The organism is Rhizomicrobium sp., assembly GCA_037200985.1.
Taxonomy (GTDB): domain Bacteria; phylum Pseudomonadota; class Alphaproteobacteria; order Micropepsales; family Micropepsaceae; genus Rhizomicrobium.
On the sequence record JBBCGJ010000001.1, the window covers coordinates 318,822 to 341,740 of the forward strand.

Annotated in this window: 20 protein-coding genes; 12 read left to right on the forward strand and 8 right to left on the reverse strand. The window is 66.6% G+C overall.

The genetic code is table 11. From position 1 onward, the window contains the following. Window positions 1-118: 118 nt before the first annotated feature. Together WDN01_01550 and WDN01_01555 are read right to left on the reverse strand one after the other, a co-directional pair. On the reverse strand, window positions 119-1,087 hold the full coding sequence (locus tag WDN01_01550) for a quinone oxidoreductase (GenBank protein ID MEJ0024685.1): 969 nt from the start codon (window positions 1,085-1,087) through the stop codon (window positions 119-121). Window positions 1,088-1,135: 48 nt separating this feature from the next. Then, on the reverse strand, window positions 1,136-1,702 hold the full coding sequence (locus WDN01_01555) for a TetR/AcrR family transcriptional regulator (protein MEJ0024686.1): 567 nt from the start codon (window positions 1,700-1,702) through the stop codon (window positions 1,136-1,138). Between the two features lie 311 nt (window positions 1,703-2,013). On the opposite strand from WDN01_01555, the gene gnd reads away from it, so the two are divergent. Together gnd and WDN01_01565 are read left to right on the forward strand one after the other, a co-directional pair. Further along, the gene (gnd, locus tag WDN01_01560) at window positions 2,014-3,186 is read left to right on the forward strand and encodes a decarboxylating 6-phosphogluconate dehydrogenase (GenBank protein ID MEJ0024687.1); all 1,173 of its coding nucleotides are present in this window, start codon (window positions 2,014-2,016) and stop codon (window positions 3,184-3,186) included. Between the two features lie 81 nt (window positions 3,187-3,267). After that, complete coding sequence (locus tag WDN01_01565; protein ID MEJ0024688.1) at window positions 3,268-3,417, forward strand: hypothetical protein; 150 nt, start codon at window positions 3,268-3,270, stop codon at window positions 3,415-3,417. A gap of 26 nt (window positions 3,418-3,443) precedes the next feature. Here the strand turns inward: WDN01_01565 and WDN01_01570 are convergent, their stop codons facing one another. Genes WDN01_01570 through WDN01_01580 form a run of 3 tightly spaced genes read right to left on the reverse strand, consistent with a single transcriptional unit; the run spans window position 3,444 to window position 8,726 of the window. Continuing rightward, window positions 3,444-4,901, reverse strand: coding sequence for an NAD-dependent succinate-semialdehyde dehydrogenase (locus WDN01_01570; protein ID MEJ0024689.1), 1,458 nt, complete (start codon window positions 4,899-4,901; stop codon window positions 3,444-3,446). A 16-nt stretch (window positions 4,902-4,917) separates the two neighbouring features. Next, window positions 4,918-6,351, reverse strand: a complete 1,434-nt coding sequence (locus WDN01_01575; GenBank protein ID MEJ0024690.1) for an amidase — start codon at window positions 6,349-6,351, stop codon at window positions 4,918-4,920. 35 nt (window positions 6,352-6,386) lie between these two features. Further along, a complete protein-coding gene (locus WDN01_01580; protein MEJ0024691.1) occupies window positions 6,387-8,726 on the reverse strand; it encodes a TonB-dependent receptor in 2,340 nt (779 codons plus the stop codon). 140 nt (window positions 8,727-8,866) lie between these two features. Between WDN01_01580 and WDN01_01585 the strand changes: the two genes are divergently transcribed. The 5 genes from WDN01_01585 to WDN01_01605 all read left to right on the forward strand — a co-directional run bounded on the left by WDN01_01585 (window position 8,867) and on the right by WDN01_01605 (window position 14,936). Then, window positions 8,867-9,595 carry a GntR family transcriptional regulator gene (locus WDN01_01585; GenBank protein ID MEJ0024692.1) on the forward strand — a complete coding sequence of 243 codons (729 nt, stop codon included), beginning with the start codon at window positions 8,867-8,869 and terminating at the stop codon, window positions 9,593-9,595. Window positions 9,596-9,734: 139 nt separating this feature from the next. Next, entirely contained in the window at window positions 9,735-10,751 is a 1,017-nt protein-coding gene (locus tag WDN01_01590) for a phosphotransferase (GenBank protein ID MEJ0024693.1), read from the forward strand. A gap of 1 nt (window position 10,752) precedes the next feature. Next, complete coding sequence (locus tag WDN01_01595; protein MEJ0024694.1) at window positions 10,753-12,054, forward strand: aspartate aminotransferase family protein; 1,302 nt, start codon at window positions 10,753-10,755, stop codon at window positions 12,052-12,054. 13 nt (window positions 12,055-12,067) lie between these two features. Then, window positions 12,068-13,498 carry an amidase gene (locus WDN01_01600; GenBank protein ID MEJ0024695.1) on the forward strand — a complete coding sequence of 477 codons (1,431 nt, stop codon included), beginning with the start codon at window positions 12,068-12,070 and terminating at the stop codon, window positions 13,496-13,498. Between the two features lie 25 nt (window positions 13,499-13,523). Next, window positions 13,524-14,936: an MFS transporter gene (locus tag WDN01_01605; protein MEJ0024696.1), complete on the forward strand. Its 1,413-nt coding sequence runs from the start codon at window positions 13,524-13,526 to the stop codon at window positions 14,934-14,936. A gap of 12 nt (window positions 14,937-14,948) precedes the next feature. Here the strand turns inward: WDN01_01605 and WDN01_01610 are convergent, their stop codons facing one another. From WDN01_01610 to WDN01_01620, 3 genes are all read right to left on the reverse strand, one after another. Continuing rightward, on the reverse strand, window positions 14,949-15,575 hold the full coding sequence (locus WDN01_01610) for a TetR/AcrR family transcriptional regulator (GenBank protein MEJ0024697.1): 627 nt from the start codon (window positions 15,573-15,575) through the stop codon (window positions 14,949-14,951). 77 nt (window positions 15,576-15,652) lie between these two features. After that, window positions 15,653-17,251: a fatty acid--CoA ligase gene (locus WDN01_01615; GenBank protein ID MEJ0024698.1), complete on the reverse strand. Its 1,599-nt coding sequence runs from the start codon at window positions 17,249-17,251 to the stop codon at window positions 15,653-15,655. Window positions 17,252-17,278: 27 nt separating this feature from the next. After that, on the reverse strand, window positions 17,279-17,968 hold the full coding sequence (locus WDN01_01620; protein MEJ0024699.1) for an RNA polymerase sigma factor: 690 nt from the start codon (window positions 17,966-17,968) through the stop codon (window positions 17,279-17,281). A 232-nt stretch (window positions 17,969-18,200) separates the two neighbouring features. Here WDN01_01620 and WDN01_01625 point away from each other — a divergent pair, with 232 nt between their 5' ends. From WDN01_01625 to WDN01_01645, 5 genes are all read left to right on the forward strand, one after another. Beyond that, the gene (locus WDN01_01625) at window positions 18,201-18,815 is read left to right on the forward strand and encodes a TetR/AcrR family transcriptional regulator (GenBank protein MEJ0024700.1); all 615 of its coding nucleotides are present in this window, start codon (window positions 18,201-18,203) and stop codon (window positions 18,813-18,815) included. Window positions 18,816-18,855: 40 nt separating this feature from the next. After that, complete coding sequence (locus WDN01_01630) at window positions 18,856-19,749, forward strand: phytanoyl-CoA dioxygenase family protein (protein ID MEJ0024701.1); 894 nt, start codon at window positions 18,856-18,858, stop codon at window positions 19,747-19,749. 82 nt (window positions 19,750-19,831) lie between these two features. Then, window positions 19,832-20,974, forward strand: coding sequence for an acyl-CoA dehydrogenase family protein (locus WDN01_01635; protein ID MEJ0024702.1), 1,143 nt, complete (start codon window positions 19,832-19,834; stop codon window positions 20,972-20,974). After that, entirely contained in the window at window positions 20,971-22,140 is a 1,170-nt protein-coding gene (locus WDN01_01640) for an acyl-CoA dehydrogenase family protein (protein MEJ0024703.1), read from the forward strand. Before WDN01_01635 ends, WDN01_01640 begins: the two co-directional genes overlap by 4 nt. Then, window positions 22,137-22,916, forward strand: a complete 780-nt coding sequence (locus tag WDN01_01645; GenBank protein MEJ0024704.1) for an enoyl-CoA hydratase-related protein — start codon at window positions 22,137-22,139, stop codon at window positions 22,914-22,916. The genes WDN01_01640 and WDN01_01645 overlap by 4 nt, the downstream gene beginning before the upstream one ends. Window positions 22,917-22,919 lie beyond the last annotated feature (3 nt).

Genomic DNA, 22,919 nt, shown 5'->3' on the forward strand with positions numbered 1-22,919 from the left:
AAATCCCGTGCCGTCTTAGTAGGGACAGGGGCTTGTTTTTTTGAATACGCGTCGCGAATACTGGTCGCGCGCATATCCGTCGCATGCTCGGCCCGCGCCGACGCGACGCCTTCGCGGTTCATGGGATCAGCAGCAGCTTGCCGGTCGTGGCGCGGCTTTCCATGTCGGCATGGGCCTTCGCCGCATCCGCCAACGGATATTCGCCGCCGATCCTGATCTTGAGCTTGCCGTCGACGATCCAGTCGAAAAGCCGGGCCGAACGGGCGCGGAACAGCTCGGGCGTGTGAATGTGATGGAAGAAGACGGCGTATCCGATCTTGATGCTCTTCGGGAGCTTCAGGATGTCGAGCGGGCCGGGACCGCCCAGGACGGGACCGTACCAGCAAAACGCGCCTGATACCCGGAGCGCGTCCAGCGAGCCCTGGAAGGTCTTGGGGCCGGAGCCGTCATAGACGACGTGCACGCCTTCGCCGCCCGACAGGCGAACCGCTTCCTCGGCGAACCGGCCTTCGGTGTCGACGATGACGTGATCGGCGCCGGCGTCCTTCGCCGCGGCGATCTTGTCGGCCGAGGAGACCCGGCCGATGACATGGCCGCCCCGCAGCTTGACGATCTGGGTGAGCAGCAGGCCGACGCCGCCGGCCGCCGCATGGACCAGCGCGATGTCGCCCGGCTGCACGGGATAGAAATCCGTCGCGAAATGGCTGGCGGTCAGTCCCTGCATCATCACCGACGCCGCGGTCCGGTCGTCGATCGCATCGGGCACCGGCACGAGCGCGGCGGCCGGGATCGCGACCTTCTGGGCATAGCTGCCGGGCGCATAGACCCAGGCCACGCGCTGACCCGGACGGAAGCCGTCGACGCCGTCGCCGACCGCCAGAACGCGGCCGGCGCCTTCGACGCCCAGGATCTTCGGATCGGGAATCTCGCGCCATGCCATGCCTTGCCGGACGCCGACATCCATGAAGTTCACGCCGGCGAAGGCGACCTCGACCAGCACCTGGCCGGGGCCCGGCACGGGGTCCGGGCGTTCGACATACGCGATCACCTCGGGCCCGCCGGTTTTGGTCATTGCGATGGCTTTCATAGAGAGTCTCCTAATTCTTGAACGGACATTCCAAAATTGGGCAAGAACCTACCGCAAGGCCCGCAGGGCAAGGCGGCCCAGGGCGCGCAACTCCGCGTCGCCGGCGCCGCCGCGCGCGGCGAGCCGGATCGCGGCGACGTTCGCGAGGAGGAAGCCCGCCGCCTGTTTCGGATCGAGGTCCGCCGCCACATCGCCATCGGCCTGCGCCTCCCGAACCTTGGCGATGACGGCGGCCCGCAGCGCGCGGCCGGCGGCGTCGCGCGTCTTCGCCAGATCCTTGCGGCCGTCGCCGAATTCGCCGATCGAGCCGACGCCCAGGCAGGGCTTGCGCGCCGCCGCGACCACGCGTCCGATCATCCGGCGCAGAGCCTCGATCGCGGTCGCACCGCTCCGCAAGGCGGCGAGATGCGCCTGCATCTCCGCCACGCCGTAGCGCTCGACCGCGGAGCAGTAGAGCTGCCATTTGTCGCCGAACGTATCGTAGAGGCTCTGCCGCCCGATCTTCATCGCATCGGTCAGCATGTCCGCCGACGTGCCGGCGAAGCCGTGCGCGCCGAACACGCCGATCGCCGCCGCGAGCGCCTCGTCCCTGTCGAATTCCTTGGGCCTTGCCATGGGGGCTAGCTATGCATTCTGGAACGAAGAGTCAAGAACGGCTTGCGGCGCGGTCCGCCGACGATACTCTCGTCCGACATAGGCGTTCGACGGCTGTCGTTTCCGAACCCATAAGCCGGCATGCGCCGGACACTTGCCGCCTTTTCGGGCAGTGTTTCGATGGGATGGGCGGCGAATGCGGGGGCGGACGAACCGCGATGCCGCGCCCAACGCGCAACCGGCGCGAACGTTCCGGATGGATGACGACGGAGGCGGCGAAATAAGCCTTGTAGGCCCCGCAAAACGGGCCGATAGCTCGGGTCCGGATCGTCGTGGCCGGCAACGAAGGTCGGGAGCCGAATGCGCACCGGATTGGCAAATTCAAGCTAGACCGCCTCGCGGATTCTTTCGTTTCCTCCCGCTTCGTTCGTATCCCGACGCCCGACGCGAACGTCTTTCGATTAGCGCCCAAAGATGAGTCAAACCGATCAAGAGGAGCCAGGCACATGCAGATAGGAATCATCGGACTCGGGCGGATGGGCATGGGCATCGCCCGCCGCCTGTTGCGCGGCGACCACGCATGCGTGGTCTATAACCGCCATCCCGAACCGGTCGAGACATTGGCGAAGGACGGAGCCGCCGCGGCCAAGGACATCGGCGATCTCGTCCGCCAGCTCAAGGCGCCGCGCGCGGTCTGGATCATGCTTCCGGCCGGGCAGGTGACCGAAGAGACCATCCTGGCGGTGAGCGCTCTGCTCAGCCCGGGCGACACGATCATCGACGGCGGCAATACGTTCTATCGCGACGATATCCGCCGCGCGAAGGCGCTGAAGGACAAGGACATAAATTATGTCGATATCGGCACGTCGGGCGGCGTCTGGGGTCTCGAGCGCGGCTTCTGCATGATGGTCGGCGGCGACAAGCGCGCCGTCGACGCGCTCGATCCGGTTCTGAAAACCCTGGCGCCGGGCGTCGGCACGATTTCCCGCACCAAGCGGGCGACGGACGCCGATCCGCGGCCCGAAGCGGGCTACATCCATGCCGGTCCGGTCGGCGCCGGGCATTTCGTCAAGATGGTGCATAACGGCATCGAATACGGATTGATGCAGGCCTATGCCGAGGGCTTCGACATCCTGCGCAACAAGGATTCGAAGGATCTGCCGGAACACGAGCGCTTCACGCTGAACATGCCCGATATCGCGGAGGTGTGGCGGCGCGGCAGCGTGATCTCGTCCTGGCTGCTCGATCTTGGCGCATCCGCATTGGCGACCGATCCCCAGCTCGACAGCTTCACGGGCTTCGTCCAGGATTCGGGCGAGGGCCGCTGGACCGTCGAGGCCGCGATCGAGGAGGCGGTGCCGGCGAATGTGCTCACTTCGGCGCTCTACACACGTTTCCGTTCGCGGCAGCAGCACACGTTCGGCGAAAAGATGCTGTCGGCCATGCGCTTCGGCTTCGGCGCGCATGTCGAGGGCGGCGGGCCCGCCGAACCGAAATCGAAATAGGCTGCCGATACGCATCTCGCGCCGCGGCGGACTCGAAAGTATCTTGCGGTCGGCGGATCGTTGCAGGCCGGATCGTAGTCCTTGTGGAACGAGCCCGCGCTTTACAGCGGCGCGTTCACGGTGCCGTCCACTTCCAGGATCTTGAGCGTGGCGATGAGCGCGACGATATTCGGCATCGGCGAGTTCAGCGCGAATGGCGTGCCGCGTTCCCTGCCGCTGACGGTGCCGTAGCCGGCCTGCAGCGCCCAGCGCGGCGCCTAGCCAAGGCCTCCCAACAGGACGTATTTGGTTTCGAGATAATCCTCGATGCCGTATTTCGAACCTTCGCGGCCCAGCCCCGACTGTTTCATGCCGCCGAACGGCGCGACTTCCGTCGAGATCAATCCCTCGTTCACGCCGACGATGCCGTATTCGAGCCGGTCGGCCACGCGCATCACCCGCGCCATATCGCGCGCATAGAAATAGGCGGCGAGACCGTATTCGGTGTCGTTGGCGATTCGAACGGCCTGATCCTCGCTCTCGAAGCGACAGACCGCCGCCACAGGACCGAAAATCTCCTCGCGCGCGATCGTCATCGCGACCGTGGCGCCGGAAATCACCGTCGGCTCGAAAAAGGTGCCGCCGCGGGCATGGCGCCGGCCGCCCGTGACGATCCTGGCCCCTTTGGACGCGGCGTCGGCGATCAGCCGTTCGATCTTGTCGACCGCCTTGGCGTTGATCAGCGGCCCCTGCAGGATGCCGGCATCGAAGCCGTTGCCGACCGGCATCGCGGCCACGTGCGCCGCGAGCTTCTCCACGAACGCATCGTGGATGCCCGCCTGCACCAGGAAGCGGTTGGCGCAAACGCAAGTCTGCCCCATGTTGCGGTACTTGGAGATCAGGGCGCCGGCGACCGCGGCGTCGATGTCCGCGTCGTCGAACACGATGAACGGCGCGTTGCCGCCGAGCTCCAGCGAGACCTTCTTCACCGTCCCGGCGCACTGCGCCATCAACTGCCGCCCGATCGCGGTCGAGCCGGTGAACGAGAATTTCCGCACCAGCGGATCCTCCGTCAGCACGCGGCCGACCGCCGCCGGCTGTTTCGACGGAACGACATTGAACACGCCTTTCGGCACGCCCGCCCGATGGGCGAGCTCGGCGAGCGCGAGCGCGGAGAGAGGCGTTTCCTCGCTCGGCTTGATCACGATGGCGCAGCCCGCGGCGAGCGCCGGGGCCGCCTTGCGCGTGATCATGGCATTGGGAAAATTCCACGGCGTGATCGCCGCGACGACGCCCACCGGCTCCTTGAGGACAAGGATGCGCCTGCCGGGCTGCGTGGCGGGGATGACGTCGCCATACACGCGTTTTCCTTCCTCCGCGAACCATTCGATGAAGGCGGCGCCATAGGCGATCTCGCCGCGGGATTCCACGAGCGGCTTTCCCTGCTCCGCCGTCATGAGGGCGGCCAGGTCGTCCTGGGCCTGCATCGTCAGCTCGAACCAGCGCTTCAGGATCGCGGCGCGTTCCTTCGCCGTCCTGGCGCGCCATTGCGGCTGGGCCCGGGCTGCGGCATCCACCGCGCGTCTGGCATCGGCATCGTCGCAATCGGCGACGCGCGCGATGGTTTCGCCCGTCGCGGGATCGTCGACCGCGAAGGTCCGGTCGCCGGCCGCGGCCATCCACGCGCCGTCGACATAGGCGCGGCTCTTCAAGAGCCCATCGTCGCGTAGTTTCACGAGAATATCCGGGAGGTCAGGCGGCGGCGAACGATGGCGGCTTGCGCTGCGCCCAGGGCTGGGCCGCTTCGAGTTGCCCGGCCAGGCGGAAGAGCAGGGCATCGTCGCCCGTGCGGGCCGCGAACTGGATGCCGATCGGCAGGCCGTCCCTGCTCATCGCCAGCGGAACCGACATCGCGGGCTGGCCCGTCGCGTTGAAGACCTGCGTATTGGGCGCGAAATTGGCATGCTTTGCCGCCAGCGCTTCGATGTCGGAGATCCCGTCCTTCAAAAGTCCGATCGGGATCGGCAGATCGCCCAGCGTCGAGAGCAGCAGCACGTCATAAGGCTCCATCCACCTGGCCATGATCCGTCCGGCGGCGTGGGTTGCCTGGATCGCCTGCGCGTATTGCACGCCGGTCATCGTCTTGGCCTGTTCCAGCACCATGCGCGTCAAAGGCTCGACCTCGCCGTCGGCGATGGCGCGTCCCCGGCGGTCCGCCTCGCGCTGCAGGTTCGCGGCAACGGTCGTGGCGACGATCACCATCGCGGATTTCAGAAGATCGCCGATGGCGACCGGCAGCGTCGCTTCCTCCACGCTGTGGCCCAGCGACCGGCAGAGCTTCGCCGCCTCGCGCACCGCCGCGGCGCATTCGGGATGCTGCACGCTGCCGTTCAGGTTGCCGACGATCGTGGCGATGCGCAGCTTGACCGGCGTGCGCCCGGCTTCTTGCAGGAACGGCGTTTGCGGCGGCGCGAGATAGTAGGGGTCGCCCGGAACGGGCCGGCAGCTCGCATCGAGCAGGGCGGCGCTGTCGCGCACCGAATGGGTGACGGCGTGCAGGACCGTCAGCCCGCCCCAACCCTCGCCCTGCGGTGCCATGGAGACGCGCCCGCGCGACGGCTTGAACCCGAACAGCCCGCAGCACGCCGCCGGAATGCGGATCGAACCGCCGCCGTCGCTCGCCTGGGCAGCCGGCACGATGCCGGCCGCGACGGCCGACGCCGATCCGCCGGACGAGCCGCCGCAGGTGCGCTCCAGATTCCAGGGGTTGAGGGTCGGCCCCCACAATTCCGGTTCGGTGATGCCCGCCAGGCCGAATTCCGGCGCGTTCGTCTTGCCGAAGATCACGAGGCCGGCCCGCTTATAGGCGGCGACCAGCGCACTGTCCTCGAGCGCGACGGCGTTGGCGAACAGACGCGAGCCGTTGGTCGTGATCGTGCCCGCCATCTGCGTCGTCACGTCCTTGAGAAGATAGGGAACGCCGGCCAGAGGCCCCTCCGGCATGCCCTGCGCGATCGCCGCGGAGGCCTCGTCTTCGAGGAGGCGGACGACCGCGTTGAGCTTGGGATTGACCTCGCGAAGGCGGGTGAACGCCGCCTTCAGCAATTCGGCGGGCGTAACGTCCCGCCTGGCGACGAGTTCGGCGAGGCCCACGGCGTCGTAACGCAGATATTCCGAGACTTGCATTGTTCGTAGATCCTCTCGGCGCCGTGGGCCCCGTTTTACCAGCTATAGTTGACTTCGATGCGCCAGTTTCGCGGCTGATTGTAGAGATGCATGTAGCTGCCGGCGCTGTCGCGCGTCGCCACGGTCCAGAAATGCTCGTCGGTCAGGTTCTTGCCTTCGAGCGCCAATTCCCATCGGCTTGCAGTGCTCGCCAAGGACAGGCGACCGTCCAGAGTCCCGTAGCTCGGGATATGGTAGATCGCGTAGGTGACCGCGCTGTTGGCCGCGTAGTTGAGCGCCGGATTGGGCGAGCGCCGCCAGGCATAGTTGAGCGAGATGGCGCCGATGAGGTCGTCGGTGACGGGATGCTCGTAGCGGGCCGAGGTGGTGTAGCTCCACATCGGCGCGTTGATCGGCAGGCCCTGGAGCGAATAGAGCGTGCCGGTGATCGTATAGGACGTCGCCGTCGAATCGACGATCTGGCCCGTCAGATAGGCCGGCGAAAAGCCCAGCGTGAGGCCCGGCACCGAGGGCGGCGACCAGTCCAGATCCAGTTCGCCGCCCTTCATCGCGACGTCGCCGACATTGCCGAGGCGCGCGACCGGCGTGAAGGTGATCGGATTGAGGATGTTCAGATAGCCCTGGCGGTCCGAATAGTCGTAGTAGAACGCCGCCAGATTGGCCACGAGCTGGTCGGCCCAGACCGATTTCACGCCGACCTCGTAGGACCAGATCGATTCTTCCTTGTACGGAAGAAGATCGACCGGATCGGCGGCGATGCCGCCGAAGAAGCCGCCGGACTTGTAGCCCCGCGTCGCCTTGGCATAGAGCATCACATCCTTGGTCGGATGGTAGTCGACGCCGGCGTCGCCCACCCAGTGGGTGTGGAGGTTCAGCGTCTGGGTGACGTTCTTGAAGAGATACAGGTTGATCGCCGGAATGAACGCATAGGCGTCGTTCATCACCTTGTGCTCGTCGGTATAGCGGATCGAGCCGTGGATCTTCACCTCATCGGTCAGGTTGTAGCCCGCGCTGGCATAGACCGCCCAGGCGCGGGTGGATTGATGATAGCCGCGCCTGACGAAATTGACCGGCGGCGGCGCCGCCAGCGTGTTGTCGGCGAAGTCGAAGGTGCGCGCATCCGCTATGAAATCCGCGTTGTACGATGCGCCGGCCAGCCAGGTGAACGGCCCGTCGTCGTCCGACACAAGCCGCAGCTCCTGCGACCACACGTCGAACTTCACGCGGCTGCTCTCGTGGCCGAGCACGAGCTGCGAGCCGTCATAGTCGAAGGGCTGGCGGTCGAGATAATGCATCCAGCCGGTGATGGAGGTCAGCGTGGCGAAGCCCAGATCGGCGCTTGTCTGCAGGTTGAAATCGTACCAGCTGTTGTCGAGCTTGTTGATCGGATTGGAAAGCACGACGCTCGCGCTGTCCGACTGGTTGATCGCGCTGGGCGAGGGCGCATGGCCATGCAGGATGTTGTTGCGGTCCGCCCAGGTGCCGCAGCTTGCGTCGTCGAGATGGCCGGACAGCACCGCGGCGCAATAGCCGGACGGCGCCGCGAGATTCTCGGTGCCGACCGCACGCCCAAGCTCGGTCTCCGATCCGTCATGGCCCCATTCGGCCTTGAACAGGACGTCGATCGAATCGCTCGGCTTGAAGCGGATCTGGCCGCGCACCGCGGTGAAGTCGTGATCGCCCCAATGGTCGTTCTTCGCGGTGGCGAGGCTGTCCTGCCATCCGCCGCCGCGGTCGATCATGCCGGCGAAGCGCACGGCGACCGTGTCGCTCAGGGGAATGTTCACCGCGCCTTGCGCCTGGGTGCGATCCCAACTGCCGTAGAAGCCGTCGACCGAGCCGGAAAATCCGTCGAAGTCGGGCGTGTTGGACAGCACGCGCACGGCGCCGCCCGAGGTGTTGCGACCGTAAAGGCCGCCTTGCGGCCCCTTCAGCACCTCGATGCGCTGGATGTCGTAGAGGCCGACGCCCGCCAGTTCGTTGGACGGCAGATAGAACTCGTCGTCGAACACCGCCGCGGTCGGCGTGTTGTTCGGATTGAAATCGGCCAGGCCCACGCCGCGGATGACCCAGGTCGGCTGCCCCGCGCCGCGATCGTCATAGAGCGTGACGTTCGGTATGTCGCGAACCAGGTCCTCGAGGCGGTCGGCGCCGAGCTCGCGGAGCTTCGTCTGGTCGAAGGTCGCCGCCGCGATCGGCACGTCCTGGATCGATTCGGCGCGGCGCTCCGACGTCACGATCACGGTTTCGATCGTGCTGGGCGCCTGCTGGGCCCAGGCTGCGCCGCCCCCGGCGGTCAGGGCCGTCGACGCGAGAAGCGCCGTCAGAAAAAATTCGCGAATCCGGCTATGCCCTTGGATAGTTTGAATATTCATTGATTGGTTCCCCTCTTACACACCCGCACACCCCGGGCCGACACATAAGCGACGTGATCTTTGATCAAAACGAGTTGACTTTTGATCACGAATTCCAGAGAAACGCAAGACGGTCGCGAAGCCGGCCGAGAGGAGACGACATGCCAGACGTGCTGAAACGCCCGTTATCGGTTCTGACATTCGAGGATCACGCGGCGGAAGGCGAACTCGGCGCTCTCGCACCGGTCGAACGCGAGACCTTGCAGGGCCAGGTTTATTTGCAATTGCGCGAGGCGATCATGGCCGGCCGTTTCCGGCCCGGTCAGACGCTCACGCTGCGCTCGGTGTCCGAGGCGCTCGGCGTCAGCCACATGCCGGTGCGCGGCGCGCTCCAGCGCCTGGAGGCCGAAGGCGCGATCGGCAGCCCCGCCAACCGGCGCACGCTCGTGGTGCCGGAATTGCGCGTCGGCGAGCTCGACGAATTGCGCGACATCCGCGTCGAACTGGAAGGGCTGGCGGCCCAGCGTGCCGCGGCCCGCGTGACGCCCGAGGAACTGCTCACGATCGGCAAGCATGCCCGGCTGATGCAGGACGCCGCGAATGCCGGCGACGTGGAAGCCTATATCCGCGAGAACTGGGCGTTCCACACCGCGGTCTACAAGGCGAGCCGCATGGAACGCCTGTTGTCGCTGGTCGAGATCCTGTGGCTGCGGATCGGTCCCTATGTCCGGCTGATGATGCCAGACCGCGCGGCGATGCTCGAATCGATGCCCAACCATCACGACGTGTTCGAAGCCTTGCAGCGCCACGACTCCAAGGCCGCCCGCAAGAGCATCGCAGCGGATATCGCCGACTCCGCCGATCATCTTCGAACCGTGCTGCGGCCCTGACGCGGCGCGGATGTGGTTTTCGGCCGACCATGTGTCTATCGCTTTGATCGAGAAACGAGAGGGGCCGTTCACGCCCCTTCCATCCGCCCGGATCGTTCGCATGCCCTTAAACGTCAATCCATCCGGTAGTTCTTCTCTCATGTCCGACGCAGCACCCGTCTCCAACGAGCAGGCCTCCCGTCTTGCTGAAAAGCTTTTCGGCGCGGCGGGCTCCGCGCAGCCGCTGAAAAGCGAGCGCGACCAGAATTTCGTCATCCGCGGCGACGAGGGAAAATTCGTTCTGAAGATCACCAATCCGGCCGAAGACCGCGGCGTGACCGATTTCCATACCAAGGCGCTGCTGCACATCGCGCAGGTCGATCCGTCGCTGTCCGTTCCGCGTCTGCTGCCGACCCGGGAGGGCGGCTATGAGGCGGAGTTCGTCGACGGCGACGGCCGCACCCGCGTCGTCAGGCTTTTGTCGTTCCTGCCCGGCGTCATGGCGGCGAGCCTGGAGCCGTCGCGCGATCTGCGCACCGGCATAGCCCGGGTGCTCGCGCGCTTCGACCGCGCGATGGCCGATTTCACGCATCCCGCGGCGGATCACGAAATCGCCTGGGACATCACGCACGCCGCCAATCTGCGCAAGCTGCTTCCGGAGATCGCCGACGCCGCGAACCGGGCGCGCGCGGAACGCGCGCTCGACCGTTTCGACGCGGTTGCGCCCCTGTTGGGGAACTTGCGCCGGCAGGTGATTCACAACGACCTCAATCCGTTCAACGTATTGTTCAGCGAAGACACGCCGTTGCGCGTTCTCGGCGTGCTCGACTTCGGGGACATGGTGCGCGCGCCCCTGATCAACGATCTGGCGATCGCGGCGTCCTATCACGTCGGCCCCGCCGCCGACCCGCTGCAGCCCTTGTGCGAAATGATCGGTGCCTATAACGAGGTCGTTCCCATCGAGGCGGCCGAATGCGATCTGATCGCCGATCTGATCGCGACGCGCCTCGCCATGACGGTGCTCATCACCGAATGGCGCGCCGGCCTCTTCCCGCAGAACCGGAGCTACATCCTGAAGAACCATCCGGCGGCGACGCGCGGCCTCGACCTGCTGGCCGGCATTCCCCGCGACAAGGCGCAGCGCCGTTTCCGCGGCGCCTGCGGGCTGGAGCGCTGAGATGGCGATGATCAACGCCTATGCCGGCAAAGGCGCGGTCGCGGCCGAGGACCGCAGGCTGATCGCGCGGCGCGAGGCGGTGCTGGGTCCGGCCTATCGCCTGTTCTACGAAACGCCGGTCCATTTCGTGCGCGGCGAAGGCGTCTGGCTCTACGACAGCAACGGCGACGCCTATCTCGACGCCTACAACAATGTCGTTTCCGTCGGCCATTGCCGGCCCGAGGTCGTCGAGGCGATCGCGCGGCAGTCCGCCGTCCTGAACACGCATACGCGCTATCTGCACGACGGCATCGTGGCGTATTCGGAGCGTCTGCTCGCGAAATTCCCGTCCGAGCTCTCGCATGTCATGTACACCTGCACGGGCAGCGAGGCGAACGACCTGGCGCTGCGCATCGCCAAGAACGTCACCGGCGGCACGGGGTTCGTCGTCACCGAACTCGCCTATCATGGCGGCACCGACCTGATTGCCGGCCTGTCGCCCTCGCTGGGCCCGGCGGTCGATCTCGGCGAGCACGTCCGCACGGTTCCCGCGCCCGATACGCTGAAGGTGCCGGCCGGCAAGCTCGGCTCCTATTTCGCCGACGGCGTGCGCGCCGCCATCGCCGATCTGAAGCGCCATGGCATCAAACCCGCGGCGCTGCTGGTCGACACGATCTTTTCCAGCGACGGGGTCTATTCCGATCCGCCGGACTTCCTGCGCGAGGCGGTGGCCGCCGCCCGCGATGCCGGGCTGCTGTTCGTCGCCGACGAGGTTCAGCCGGGCTTCGGCCGCACGGGCGATGCGATGTGGGGCTTTCTCCGCCACGACGTGGCGCCGGACATCGTCACGCTCGGCAAGCCGATGGGCAATGGCTATCCCATCGCCGGACTCGCGATCCGGCCGGAGGTGGTGGAGGCGTTCGGCCGCTCCTCGCGCTATTTCAATACCTTCGGCGGCAGTCCGGTGGCTTGCGCCGCGGGCATGGCGGTGCTGGACGTCCTCGAGAAAGAGCGGCTGCAGGAGAATGCGCGCGAGGTCGGCGCCTATCTGCGTTCGCAGGTAAAGGGGCTGTCGTCCAGCTTCGTCGCCGATGTGCGCGGCGCCGGCCTCTTCATCGGCGTCGAGATCGCCGCGAACGACAAGTCGCGCACCGACGGCGAGATCACCGCGCGGATCGTCAACGGCTTGCGCGAGCGCCGCGTCCTGATCAGCGCCACCGGGCCGAAAGCCAATGTGCTCAAAATCCGTCCGCCGCTGGTCTTTTCGAAAAACAATGCGGACCAGCTCGTCGACGCCCTCCGCGCCGTCCTGAATTCGCTGTGACCCGAGAGGCTCCATGACGTTCGAGGAATATGCGAAATACGACGCCGTCGGTCTCGCCGAACTCGTGGCCAAGCGTGACGTGACGCCGCGGGAACTGCTGGACGCCGCGCGCACGCGCCTCGCCGCGGTCAATCCCGCCATCAACGCCGTCGTCACGATGCTCGACGCGCAGGCCGAAGCGACGCTGGCCGATCCCTTGCCGCAAGGGCCGCTGGCCGGCGTGCCCTATCTGCTCAAGGACATCGGCGCCCTGATGAAGGGCGAGGTCACCAGCGCCGGTTCACGCCTTTTCGCCACCGCGCGCGCGGAAGACGACAGCGCCATCGTCCGCGCCTATCGCAAGGCCGGTCTCGTCGTCTTCGGCAAGACCAACACGCCGGAATTCGGCCTCGCGGCGACGACAGAGCCCGTCCTGTTCGGTCCGGCGCGCAATCCATGGAACCTCGAACGCTCGACCGGCGGCTCGTCCGGCGGCGCGGCCGCTTCCGTCGCCGCCGGCATCGTGCCGGCCGCCCATGCCAGCGACGGCGGCGGCTCGATCCGCACGCCCGCCTCGTGCTGCGGCGTCTTCGGCATGAAGCCGTCGCGCGGCCGCGTCTCGATGTCGCCGGCGGGCGAGGGGTGGGGGAGCCTCTCCGTGCAGCACGCCGTCACCCGCACGGTGCGCGACAGCGCGGCGCTGCTCGATGCCGTGTGCCGGCCCGAGCCCGGCGATCCCTATTGGGCGCCGCCGCCGGAGCGGTCCTTCCTCGAAGAGACGCGGCGCGAGCCGGGCCGCCTGCGCATCGGCTTCACCACTGCGGCGCTCACCTGGGGCGTCCTGGATGCCCCGAATTTGCGCGGCGTGCGCGATGCGGCGCGGCTTTGCGAGACGCTCGGCCACGACGTCGAAGAAGTCGTGCTGCCCGGCAATTTCCAGATGATGGCGCTGGCGGTGAACGTGCTCGTCTCCTCCAACATCGCCGCGATGCTGGAACGCGAAGCCGAGCGCCGCGGCGCCGCGATCCGCGAAGACGAGATCGAGAAGCTGAGCTGGGCCAGCTACCAGGAAGGCAAGCGCCAGACCGCGACCGCCTATGCCGCCGCGATGCAGACCGTGCACGCCTTCGGGCGGACCTTCAGCAAGGCGTTCTCGCGCCACGATGTCGTACTGTTGTCCACCAACGCCAAGCCGGCGCTTCCGCTGGGCTGGATGGACACCAACGCCGCCGATCTCTCCAGCTATGGCGAGCGCCTCTACAGCTTCATGCCCAACACCCAGCCCTTCAACGTGAACGGCTCTCCCGCCATGTCGATGCCGCTGGCGTGGAGCGACGAGGGGCTGCCGGTCGGCATCCAGTTCGCCGCGGCGCACGGCAACGAGGCGGTCCTGTTCCGCCTGGCGGCGCAGATCGAGCAGGCGCGACCGTGGCGCGACCGGCATCCGGCGATACCGAAGAGCTGACCTTCATGCACCCGCGGAGCGAACGATGACTGCGACGGACACCGCCTTCGAGCCGGCCGCCGCGGCGGCGCCCGCTCCCTCCGGAGACGCCAAGTCGAACCCCGCGCCCGACGTCTCGAATTGGCGCCTGGCGCTCTATGCGCTGCCGTCGCTGCCGATCGCCTTTCTCTATCTGCCCGTGACGCTGATGATGCCGGCCTTCTATGCCAGCGCCCTGCATCTCAGCCTGACCGCGATCGGCGGCTTCCTGCTGATCTCGCGCGGCGTCGACGTCGTGCTCGATCCCATGATCGGAAAATGGTCCGACGGCACCCGCTCCGCCATCGGGCGCCGCAAGCTCTGGATGCTGGGGGGCACGCCGCTGCTGATGTTCGGCGCCTATCTTCTCTTCATGCCGCCGCTCGAGCCGAGCGGATGGTATCTTCTGATCGCATCGTTCGTCATCTACGCCGGCGGATCGAGCGTGGGTCTTCCCTATTCGGCCTGGGGAACCGAGATCACCGAGACCTATCACGGCCGCTCGCGCATGGCGGGCTTCCGCGAGGCGGCCGGCGTGATCGGCGGCCTGTCGGCGGCGATCATCCCGGCGGTCACGGGCCTCTACGGCCATGGCGTCGACCGTTTCACCATGAGCCTCATGGGCCTGGCGATCATGATCCTGACGCCGCTGACCGTGCTGATCGCGGTCACGACGGTGCCCGAGCCGCCGCAGCGCGCACATGTGACCGTGCGCTGGCTGCCCGCCGTGCGCGATCTGTTCCGCAACGGACCGTTCCGCATATTGTGCGGCGCCTATGTGCTCTTCAACATCGGCGGCAGCGTCGTCAACGCGACGATGGTCTTTTTCATGAGCGACTACCTGAAGATGCCGACGATCGTGGGCATGGCGCTGCTGACCTCGGCGCTGACCACCGTCGCGGCGGTGCCGGCCTGGCTCTGGATCAGCCGGCGGATCGGCAAGCACCGGGCGATCTCTCTTTCGCTCGTTCTGGCGGTCGGCATCTTCGCGGTCGTGATGCCCTGGATCGGGCCCGGCCAGCAGGCGGTCTTCCTGGCGCTGATGTGCGTGCTGGGCGCCGCCAGCTCCGGCTATGTCACGCTGCCGCTCAGCATCATCGGCGACGTCATCGACTTCGATACGCTGAAGCACCGCATACCGCGCGGCGGGCTCTATTGGGGCGTGTGGTCCTTTGCGCAGAAGGTGACGCCGGCCCTCGCCATCGCCGTCACCATGCCGCTGCTCAAATGGATGGGCTTCAATCCCGGCGGCCACAACAGCGTCGAAGCCCTAATGGTCCTGAAATACACGTTCTGCTTCGGGGCCGTGCCGTTCTTTCTCGCCGGCGGCGCGCTCCTGCTGCTGTTCCCCATCAATTCCCGGCGTCACGCGCTGATCCGGCGCCGTCTCGAGTCGCGGCAGCGGCGGAACGCGGCCTGACCGGGCGCCGTTTCAGGCGCGGGGCGCGATTCCGTTCGTCACCAGCGTGACGAAGGCATCGGCGATGTCGCTTGCCGACGCCGCATTCCGCTCCAGCAGCTGCGGCACGCAGCGCAGCGCATTGATCGCGAAATTGTAGACCAGGACGGGATCGCACGCGCCGACCGATCCGTCCGCGATGCCGCGCCGCAGAATGGCGGCCGCCATTTCGATGACGGGTTGTCCGGCTTCGACGAAATCCTTGCGGACGTCGTCCGGAAGCTGGTGCGGATAGACCGTGAACAGGCAGGCGCCCACGTCATCGCTGATCACGCGTATGCACCGCCGCAGGAAACGCTCGAAGCGCTGCGCGCCGCTCAGGCCGTGCGTCTCGGGATAATCGTCCGGATGGTCCCCCGGATCGAGCATCCGCGCGACCGCCAGCTTCATCAGCTCGCGGACGATCTGTTCCTTGTTGCGGAAGTAGTAATAGACGGTGGGCTTGGCGACGCCCAGATCGACGGCGATGTCGGCCAGCGACATGGAATCGTAGCTGCCGTTGCGCAGCAGGCGCGCGGCGCTCAGCAGCACCGCCTGCCGCTTGAGCTCGAATTTCTCCTCGCGATTCTGGAAGCTCGCGCCCCACGCCCGCGGGTTCATCGGCAAGGTCCTGCGTCGTCTCGAATCATCGCGGGAAGCATATTTCAATCGCGGTTGCGCCGCAGGCGCCGGCGGCCTCAATTCACCTGCCGCTCGCGGCCCTCCCAGAACGGCTTGCGCAGTTCGCGCTTCAGGACCTTGCCCGTGGCATTGCGGGGCAGGGCGGCGACGAAGTCTATGGATTTTGGCATCTTGTAGCCGGCGATGCGGGTGCGCGTGAAATCGAGGATCGCGGGCGCGTCGGGCGCGGCGCCCGGCTTCAGCACCACGATCGCCTTGACCGCCTCGCCCCATTTGGCGTCGGGCACCGCGATCACCGCGACCTCGGCGATCGCCGGATGGCCGTACATCGCGCTCTCGACCTCGGCGGGATAGATGTTCTCGCCGCCCGAGACGATCATGTCCTTCACGCGATCCTGGATATAGACATAGCCGTCCTCGTCCATGTAGCCGGCATCGCCCGAGCGCACCCAGCCGTCGGCGGTCATCGTGCTTGCGGTGGCATCGGGCAGGTTCCAATAGCCGTTCATGCTGGTGTCGGAGCGTATCCAGATCTCGCCCTCGCCGCCGGGCGGAACGGCGCGGCCTTGCGCGTCGCGGATTTCGATCGTCGATCCGGTGATCGCCTTGCCGGCCGAGCGCATGCGCTTGAGGCTTCGCGGACCGTGATCCTCCGCGGGCAGATAGGTCACCGCACCGGCGGTCTCCGTCATGCCGTAGAGCTGGATGAAGCCGCATTTGAACATCTCGACCGCCTCCTTGAGCAGGTCGAGCGGGATGGGCGAAGCGCCGTAGAGCAGGAACTTGATCGCCGAGAAATCCGTCTTTTTGCAATTGGGATGCTGCAGCAGCATCTGGATCGCCGCCGGCACCAGCACCAGCTTCGATACGCGCTGACGGTCGATGGTATCGAGCACGAGGCCCGGCTCGAACTGCGCCAGGACGATCGATTTCGCGCCGTTGTAGAGCCCGACAATGCCCCAGCCCGTGCCGCTGATGTGGAAGGTCGGCATGGTCACGAGGCTGACGTCGTCGGCGTCCCATTCGTTCCAGGTGAGCTGGGGATCAAAGCGGTCCGTCAGCAGCGCGCGGTTGCGGTCGTGCGCATAGAGCGCGAAATGCGAAAGCTCCACGCCCTTCGGAACGCCCGTGGTGCCGGAGGTGTACATCTGCACGATGGTGTCCCGGGGCGAGCCGCGGAAATCGGGATCGGCGTCGCTTTGCGCGCCCAGCCATTGCTCGTAGGACGGCCAGTCCGCCGTGCGGCCGTCGGTGACCACGACGTGTTCCAGATGCGGCAGCGCCCCGAGCAGAGGGCGCAGCAGATTCTCGAATCCCTTCCCGACGAAGCATATCTCGGCGCGCGCATCGTCGAGGATATAGGCGATCTCCGGCGGCGCGAGGCGCCAGTTCACCGAGACGAGCACGGCGCCGACCTTGGCGGCGCCGAACAGGATCTCGAAATAGCGGTCGGAATTCTGGTCGATCGCCGCGATCCGGGTGCCCGGCTTGGCGCCCAGCGCCAGCAATCCGTTGGCGACGCGTGCCGTCCGCTCCTGGAAGCGGGCATAGGTCGAAACGCGATCGCCGTCGATCATCGCGATGCCATCCGGCCGCACCCGCGCGTGATGCCTCGCGACGTCCGCGAGCGTCTCGATCTGCGGAATGAACGTCATGTCGCCACCCTGGTTTGTCGTCTTCTGTTATTCCGCCGCCATGCGCGACAGGCGCCGCACCTGGCTCCGCCGCGCCTGTTCCGTCGCAGGCAGGCGCGAATCGAGCACGTCCAGCCTGGGATCGCGGTCCATTCCGGGGTCGGTCAGCAGGGAACGGCAAATGTGTTTGCCCTTGCCGACATGCTTCTCGACGGTCGAGACCGACAGGCGCATCGATTTCGACATCTGTTTGAAGGAAAGCTCGTCCACCACGCGCAGGACGAACGCTTCGCGGCAACGCGCCGGCAGTTCGTCCAGCAGGCGCCGGCAGGCGGCGGCTTCCTCCGACGCGATGATCTGCTCTTCCGCCGTCGGATCGTGGCGCTGGAAGGCCTCGTCGATCCGGGTCCGCGCCGCATCCGAATTGCGCACCTTGCCGTTGCGGACGTGATTGAAGGCGAGATTGCGCGCGGCGCGGAACAGAAAGGCGCGCGGACAATCGATCGCGCCGCTTTCGAGGGCCGACCAGGCGCGCAGGAACGTCTCCTGCACGATGTCTTCCGCATCCGATGCATTGCCGACGATTCGCCTGACGAATAGCAGAATGGCGCCGGCTTCCTTGCGATAGAGCCGATCGACCGGGCTTGCTGTGGCGAGGGAAACCCCCGCGGCGGCCGGGCGGGCGGGGGAAACGCTCCGCGCCGCACAGGCCCGCTTCGGTTCGAATTGTCCCCCCATTGTCGCTGGCAATGGATCCCTCGCGTTCGCCCGGAAAATCCTTGGCTTTTCCGGTTTCGCCGGCTATTACTACTGACTAGTCAATCATTCGTCCGACTAGTAAGTCATATGCTTATGCGCCGGTTCGACCAAGTCAAGCGGGAAGGCAGAAATGGCGGATACCGCCGATCGACAGCAGAAGGGGCCGATGCGTGCTACCAAACGGCAGCCGCAGTCGGGGAGTGCGGAGGGCATGCAAAAGTCGATTTGGCGGGGCGCGATCCAGACCCAGAACGACCAGTTCGAGGCCAAGCGGCAGGTCGTGCTGCGCACCGCGGCGCGAATCTTCAGCCGGCAGGGCTTCCATCAGACGACCCTGGCCGACGTCGCCAAGGCCCTGAACGTCTCCAAGCCGACCCTCTACCACTACTTCAAGAGCAAGGACGAGATCCTGCTGGACGTGCAACAGGCGGCGATCGACCAGATTCTCGACGCGCCGATCGACACCGGTGCTTCCGGCTACGACCAGCTCGTCGCGTTCCTGCGCCGCTATGTCGAGATGATCGTGGACGATTTCGGGACCTGCCTGATCACGACCGGCGTGCTGCCGCTGGAGGCGGAGAACCAGAAGCTGGTCCGCAAAGGCTCCAAGCGGATCGAGATGCTCCTGCGGGAGATGCTGAAGCAAGGCATCGCCGACGGGTCGGTCGTGCGCTGCGGCCCCCGGATCACGGCCAAATTCATGTTCGGCGCGCTCAACTGGATACCCAATTGGTACCGCAGCGAAGGCGAATTGGACGTCGAAGCGCTGGCGGCGCGCGCGATCGAATTCCTGACACGCGGATTGCGGGCCCCTTCCGGGTCGTAATGCCGGCATCGGCGCGGCGGGCGCGGCAAAGGAGAACAGCATGCAGATCGGCGATTGGAAGGCCGTTGCGGGCATGGCCCGGACCTACAGGCAGGCGCGGGAGCTGGGCCTCGAGACCAACATCGCGGAGTTCGAAGCCTTCGGCTTCACGGTTATCGAACCGGAAAAGACCGGCATGCCGGCGGATTTCGCCGCCCGGCTGTTCGGCGCCACGCTCGGCATCGCCGGCAGCGAAGACGCCAACGTCGTCGATCTCAACAAGCAGGCGGTGCGCCCGGCGCAGGGCCGCCAGCTCTTCCACCTGATCAACAAGGACCCGCTGTTCGTCGACGCGCTCATGGCGCCGGCGGTGCAGGCGATGGCGAAATATGTCATGGGCGCGAGCTACCGGCTCTATTCGACCGTCGCCTTCCTGAAGGACGGTCCGGCCGTGCCGACGCCGCTGCACAGCGATTCGACCGGCGTGCCGCCGCCGATCCCCTTTTACGGCAATGTCTGCAATATCAGCTGGGTGCTGACCGACTACACGCCGGAAAGCGGCACGCTCTGCATGGTGCCGGGCAGCCATCGCCTGTGCCGCCATCCGACCATGAGCGAGGTGCCCAAATTCATGGGCGGCAGCGGCGACGACGATCTGGTCGTGCCGGTGCTGGCGAAGCCGGGTTCGCTTGCGGTCTTCCACGGCAACACCTGGCACGGCACCTATCCCAAGACGACGGCCGGAACGCGCTGCCACATCGCCCTGGCGATGTGCCGCAACTATGTGAATCCGGCGGAGGATTATTCCGACACGCCGGAGGAGCTGCTGCAGCGCGGCGGCCCCGAATTCGCGCGCGCGCTGGGCAAGACCGCCTGGCAAGGCTATGGCACGGAAGGTCCCAAGCTCGAACGCATGGCCCTTGTCCGGGCCGCGCACGGCACGGCCTACGGCTGATCGGCCGCGGGCCGTTCGAAATCGCGAGTGGCGGAATCCCGCCGCTCCGGTGTCGTTGCTTGGCGTCTTTCCTTGAAGCACGATGATCCGTTCGCGCCACTACACGTCCGCCCATGAGGATTTCCGCGCGACCGTGCGGCGCTTCCTGGAGAAGGAGTGCGCCCCCCATCGCGAGGCGTGGCAGGCCGCCGGCCGCACGCCGCGCGAGCTTTGGCGCAAGGCCGGCGAGGCGGGCATCCTCTGCACCAAGATGGATCCCGCCTATGGCGGCGGCGGCGGCGACATTCTGCACTGCCTGATCGTCCTCGAGGAACAGACGCGCATCTGCTTCAACGAGCTGACCTTCTATCTGCACAGCGATATCATCGCGCCCTATATCGAACTCTACGGTACCGAGCAGCAGAAACGGCACTACCTCCCGAAGATGGCGACCGGCGAATTCGTCGCGGCCATCGCGATGACCGAGCCGGGCGCCGGCAGCGACCTGAAGGCGATCCGCACCAGCGCCCGGGCCGACGGCAATGGCTATGTGCTCAACGGGCAGAAGGTGTTCATCTCCAACGGCCAGGTGGCCAACCTGGTCGTCGTCGCGGCCAAGACCGATGGCGGCGCCGGCGCCAAGGGCATCAGCCTGTTTCTGCTCGAGACCGACAGGAGCGAGGGTTTCGTTCGCGGCAAGAACCTCAGGAAGATCGGCTGCAAGGCACAAGACTCCTCCGAGCTGTTCTTCGACGACGTGCGCCTGCCGCCGGAATCGCTCCTGGGCGGCGTCGAAGGGCAGGGCTTTCCGATGCTGATGCGCCGGCTCCCCGAAGAGCGACTCATCATGGCGATGGCGGCGGTCGCGAACAGCGAGGAGACCGTGGCGGAGACCGCGGCCTATGCCGGCATGCGCACCGCATTCGGCCAGCGTCTCTTCGACTTCCAGAACACGCGTTTCAAGCTCGCCGAGTGCAAGACCAAGGCGGTCCTGGGCCGCGTCTTCCTCGACCACTGCATCGACAGCTTCATCGACGGCACGCTCGATACGACGACCGCGGCGATGCTGAAATGGTGGACGACAGAGCGCCAGAGCGAAGTGGCCGACGAGTGCCTGCAATTGCACGGCGGCTACGGCTATATGCTCGAATCCGACATTGCGCGGCGCTTCGCCGATTCGCGGCTCGGCCGCATCGCCGGCGGCACCAGCGAGATCATGAAAGACATCATCGGTCGGACGCTATGAGCCAGGCCACGCTGCCGTCCTCGCTGCCCTTTACCGAGGAACACGCGATCTTCCGCGCTTCGGCGCGCCGGTTCTTCGAGAGCGAGGTCGCGCCGCTCCAGGCGGAATGGGAAGCGGCAAGGATCACACCGCGCTCGATCTGGAAGCGGGCGGGCGAGTTCGGCTTCCTGTGCCCCAGATTGCCCGAAGCCTATGGCGGCATGGACGCCGATTTTCTCTACACGCTTATCCTCGCCGAGGAACAGACCCGCGTCGGCGCGATCGCGCCGATGCTGACGCTGCAGTCCGACGTGGTGGCGCCGTACCTGCTGCACTACGGCACCGAAGCGCAGAAGCGGCGCTACCTGCCGGCCATGGCGGCGGGCGACTGCATCGGCGCCATCGGGATGACGGAGCCCTCGGCCGGCAGCGATCTTCAGGCCATCCGCACCGTCGCGAAAAAGACGGGCGACGGCTACGCGATCGGCGGCCAGAAGACCTTCATCTCCAACGGCATCAACGCCGACCTCGTGATCCTCGCCTGCAAGACCGATGCGAGCGCCGGCGCGCGGGGCGTGAGCCTGTTTCTTGTCGACACGACGACGCCGGGATTCTCGCGCGGGCGGAACCTGAAGAAGCTCGGCCAGCATGCGGCGGACACGGCGGAATTGTTCTTCGACGACATGCGCGTGCCGGACGATGCGCTGCTCGGCGGCGTCGAGGCGTGCGGCTTCGCCCAGCTCATGGACCGGCTGGTCGAGGAGCGGCTGATGACGGGCATCGCCTCGGTTGCGATGATCGAGCGCGCCCTGGCGCTGACCGTCTCCTATGTGCGGGACCGCAAGGCGTTCGGCCAGCGCGTGCTGGACTTCCAGAACACGCGGTTCAAGCTGGCCGAGGCGAAGACCGAAGCCACCGTGCTGCGGGTCTTTCTCGAACGCTGCGTTCTGGATTTCATGGCCGGCGCGCTCGATCCCGTGTTCGCCGCGATGCTGAAATACCGGTCGACCGAGCAGCAGAACGCGATCGTCGACGATTGCGTGCAGTTGCACGGCGGCTACGGCTATATCCTCGATTATCCGATCGCCCGCATGTGGCTCGACGGGCGCGTCACCAAGATCTATGGCGGCGCCAACGAGGTCATGAAGGAGATCATCGGCCGCTCGCTCGGCGGCCGCGCGAGATGACGGCGCGCGTCCTGCTCCAGATCGCCGACGGCGTCGCGGCGATCGTGCTCAACCGGCCGGAGAGCGGCAATGCCATCGACCGCGAACTGGCACGCGAATTGATGCTGGCGACGCATGCCTGCGAGAAGGATCGCGGCGTCCGCGCCGTGGTCCTTCGCGGCAACGGCAGGCTGTTCTGCGCCGGCGGCGACCTCAAGGCGATCCAGGGCGAGGGCAACGCCGCCGCGGCCTATGTGCGCGAACTGCTCGCCTATCTGCACGAGGCGCTGTCGGCGATGGCGCGCATCCCCGTCCCCGTGATCGCGGGCATCCACGGTGCTGCGGCCGGCGCCGGCTTCTCGCTCGCCTGCGCGACCGATCTTGCCGTCGCGACGCGCTCGGCGCGCTTCGTGATGGCCTATGCGACGGTCGGATTGACGCCCGACGGCTCGTCGAGCTGGTATCTGCCGCGCCTGGTCGGCCTGCGCCGCGCCTTGCAGCTTTCGTTGCTCAATCGCGAACTGACGGCGGAGGAAGCGTTTGGCTGGGGTCTCCTCAATGAGATTGTCGACGACGACGCGCTGCCTGAAGCGGTGACGGCACTGGCGCGGCGACTCGCCTCCGGCCCCACGGCGGCGCATGGCGGTGCCAAGCGGCTGCTCCGGATGTCGCTGGACAACACGCTCGAGACCCAGTTGATGGAAGAGATGCGCACGATCTGCGCCGCGCTGGATGGCGGCGAGGCGCGGGAAGGCCTCGCCGCCTTTATCGCCAAGCGGCCCGCGAATTTCCGCTGATCA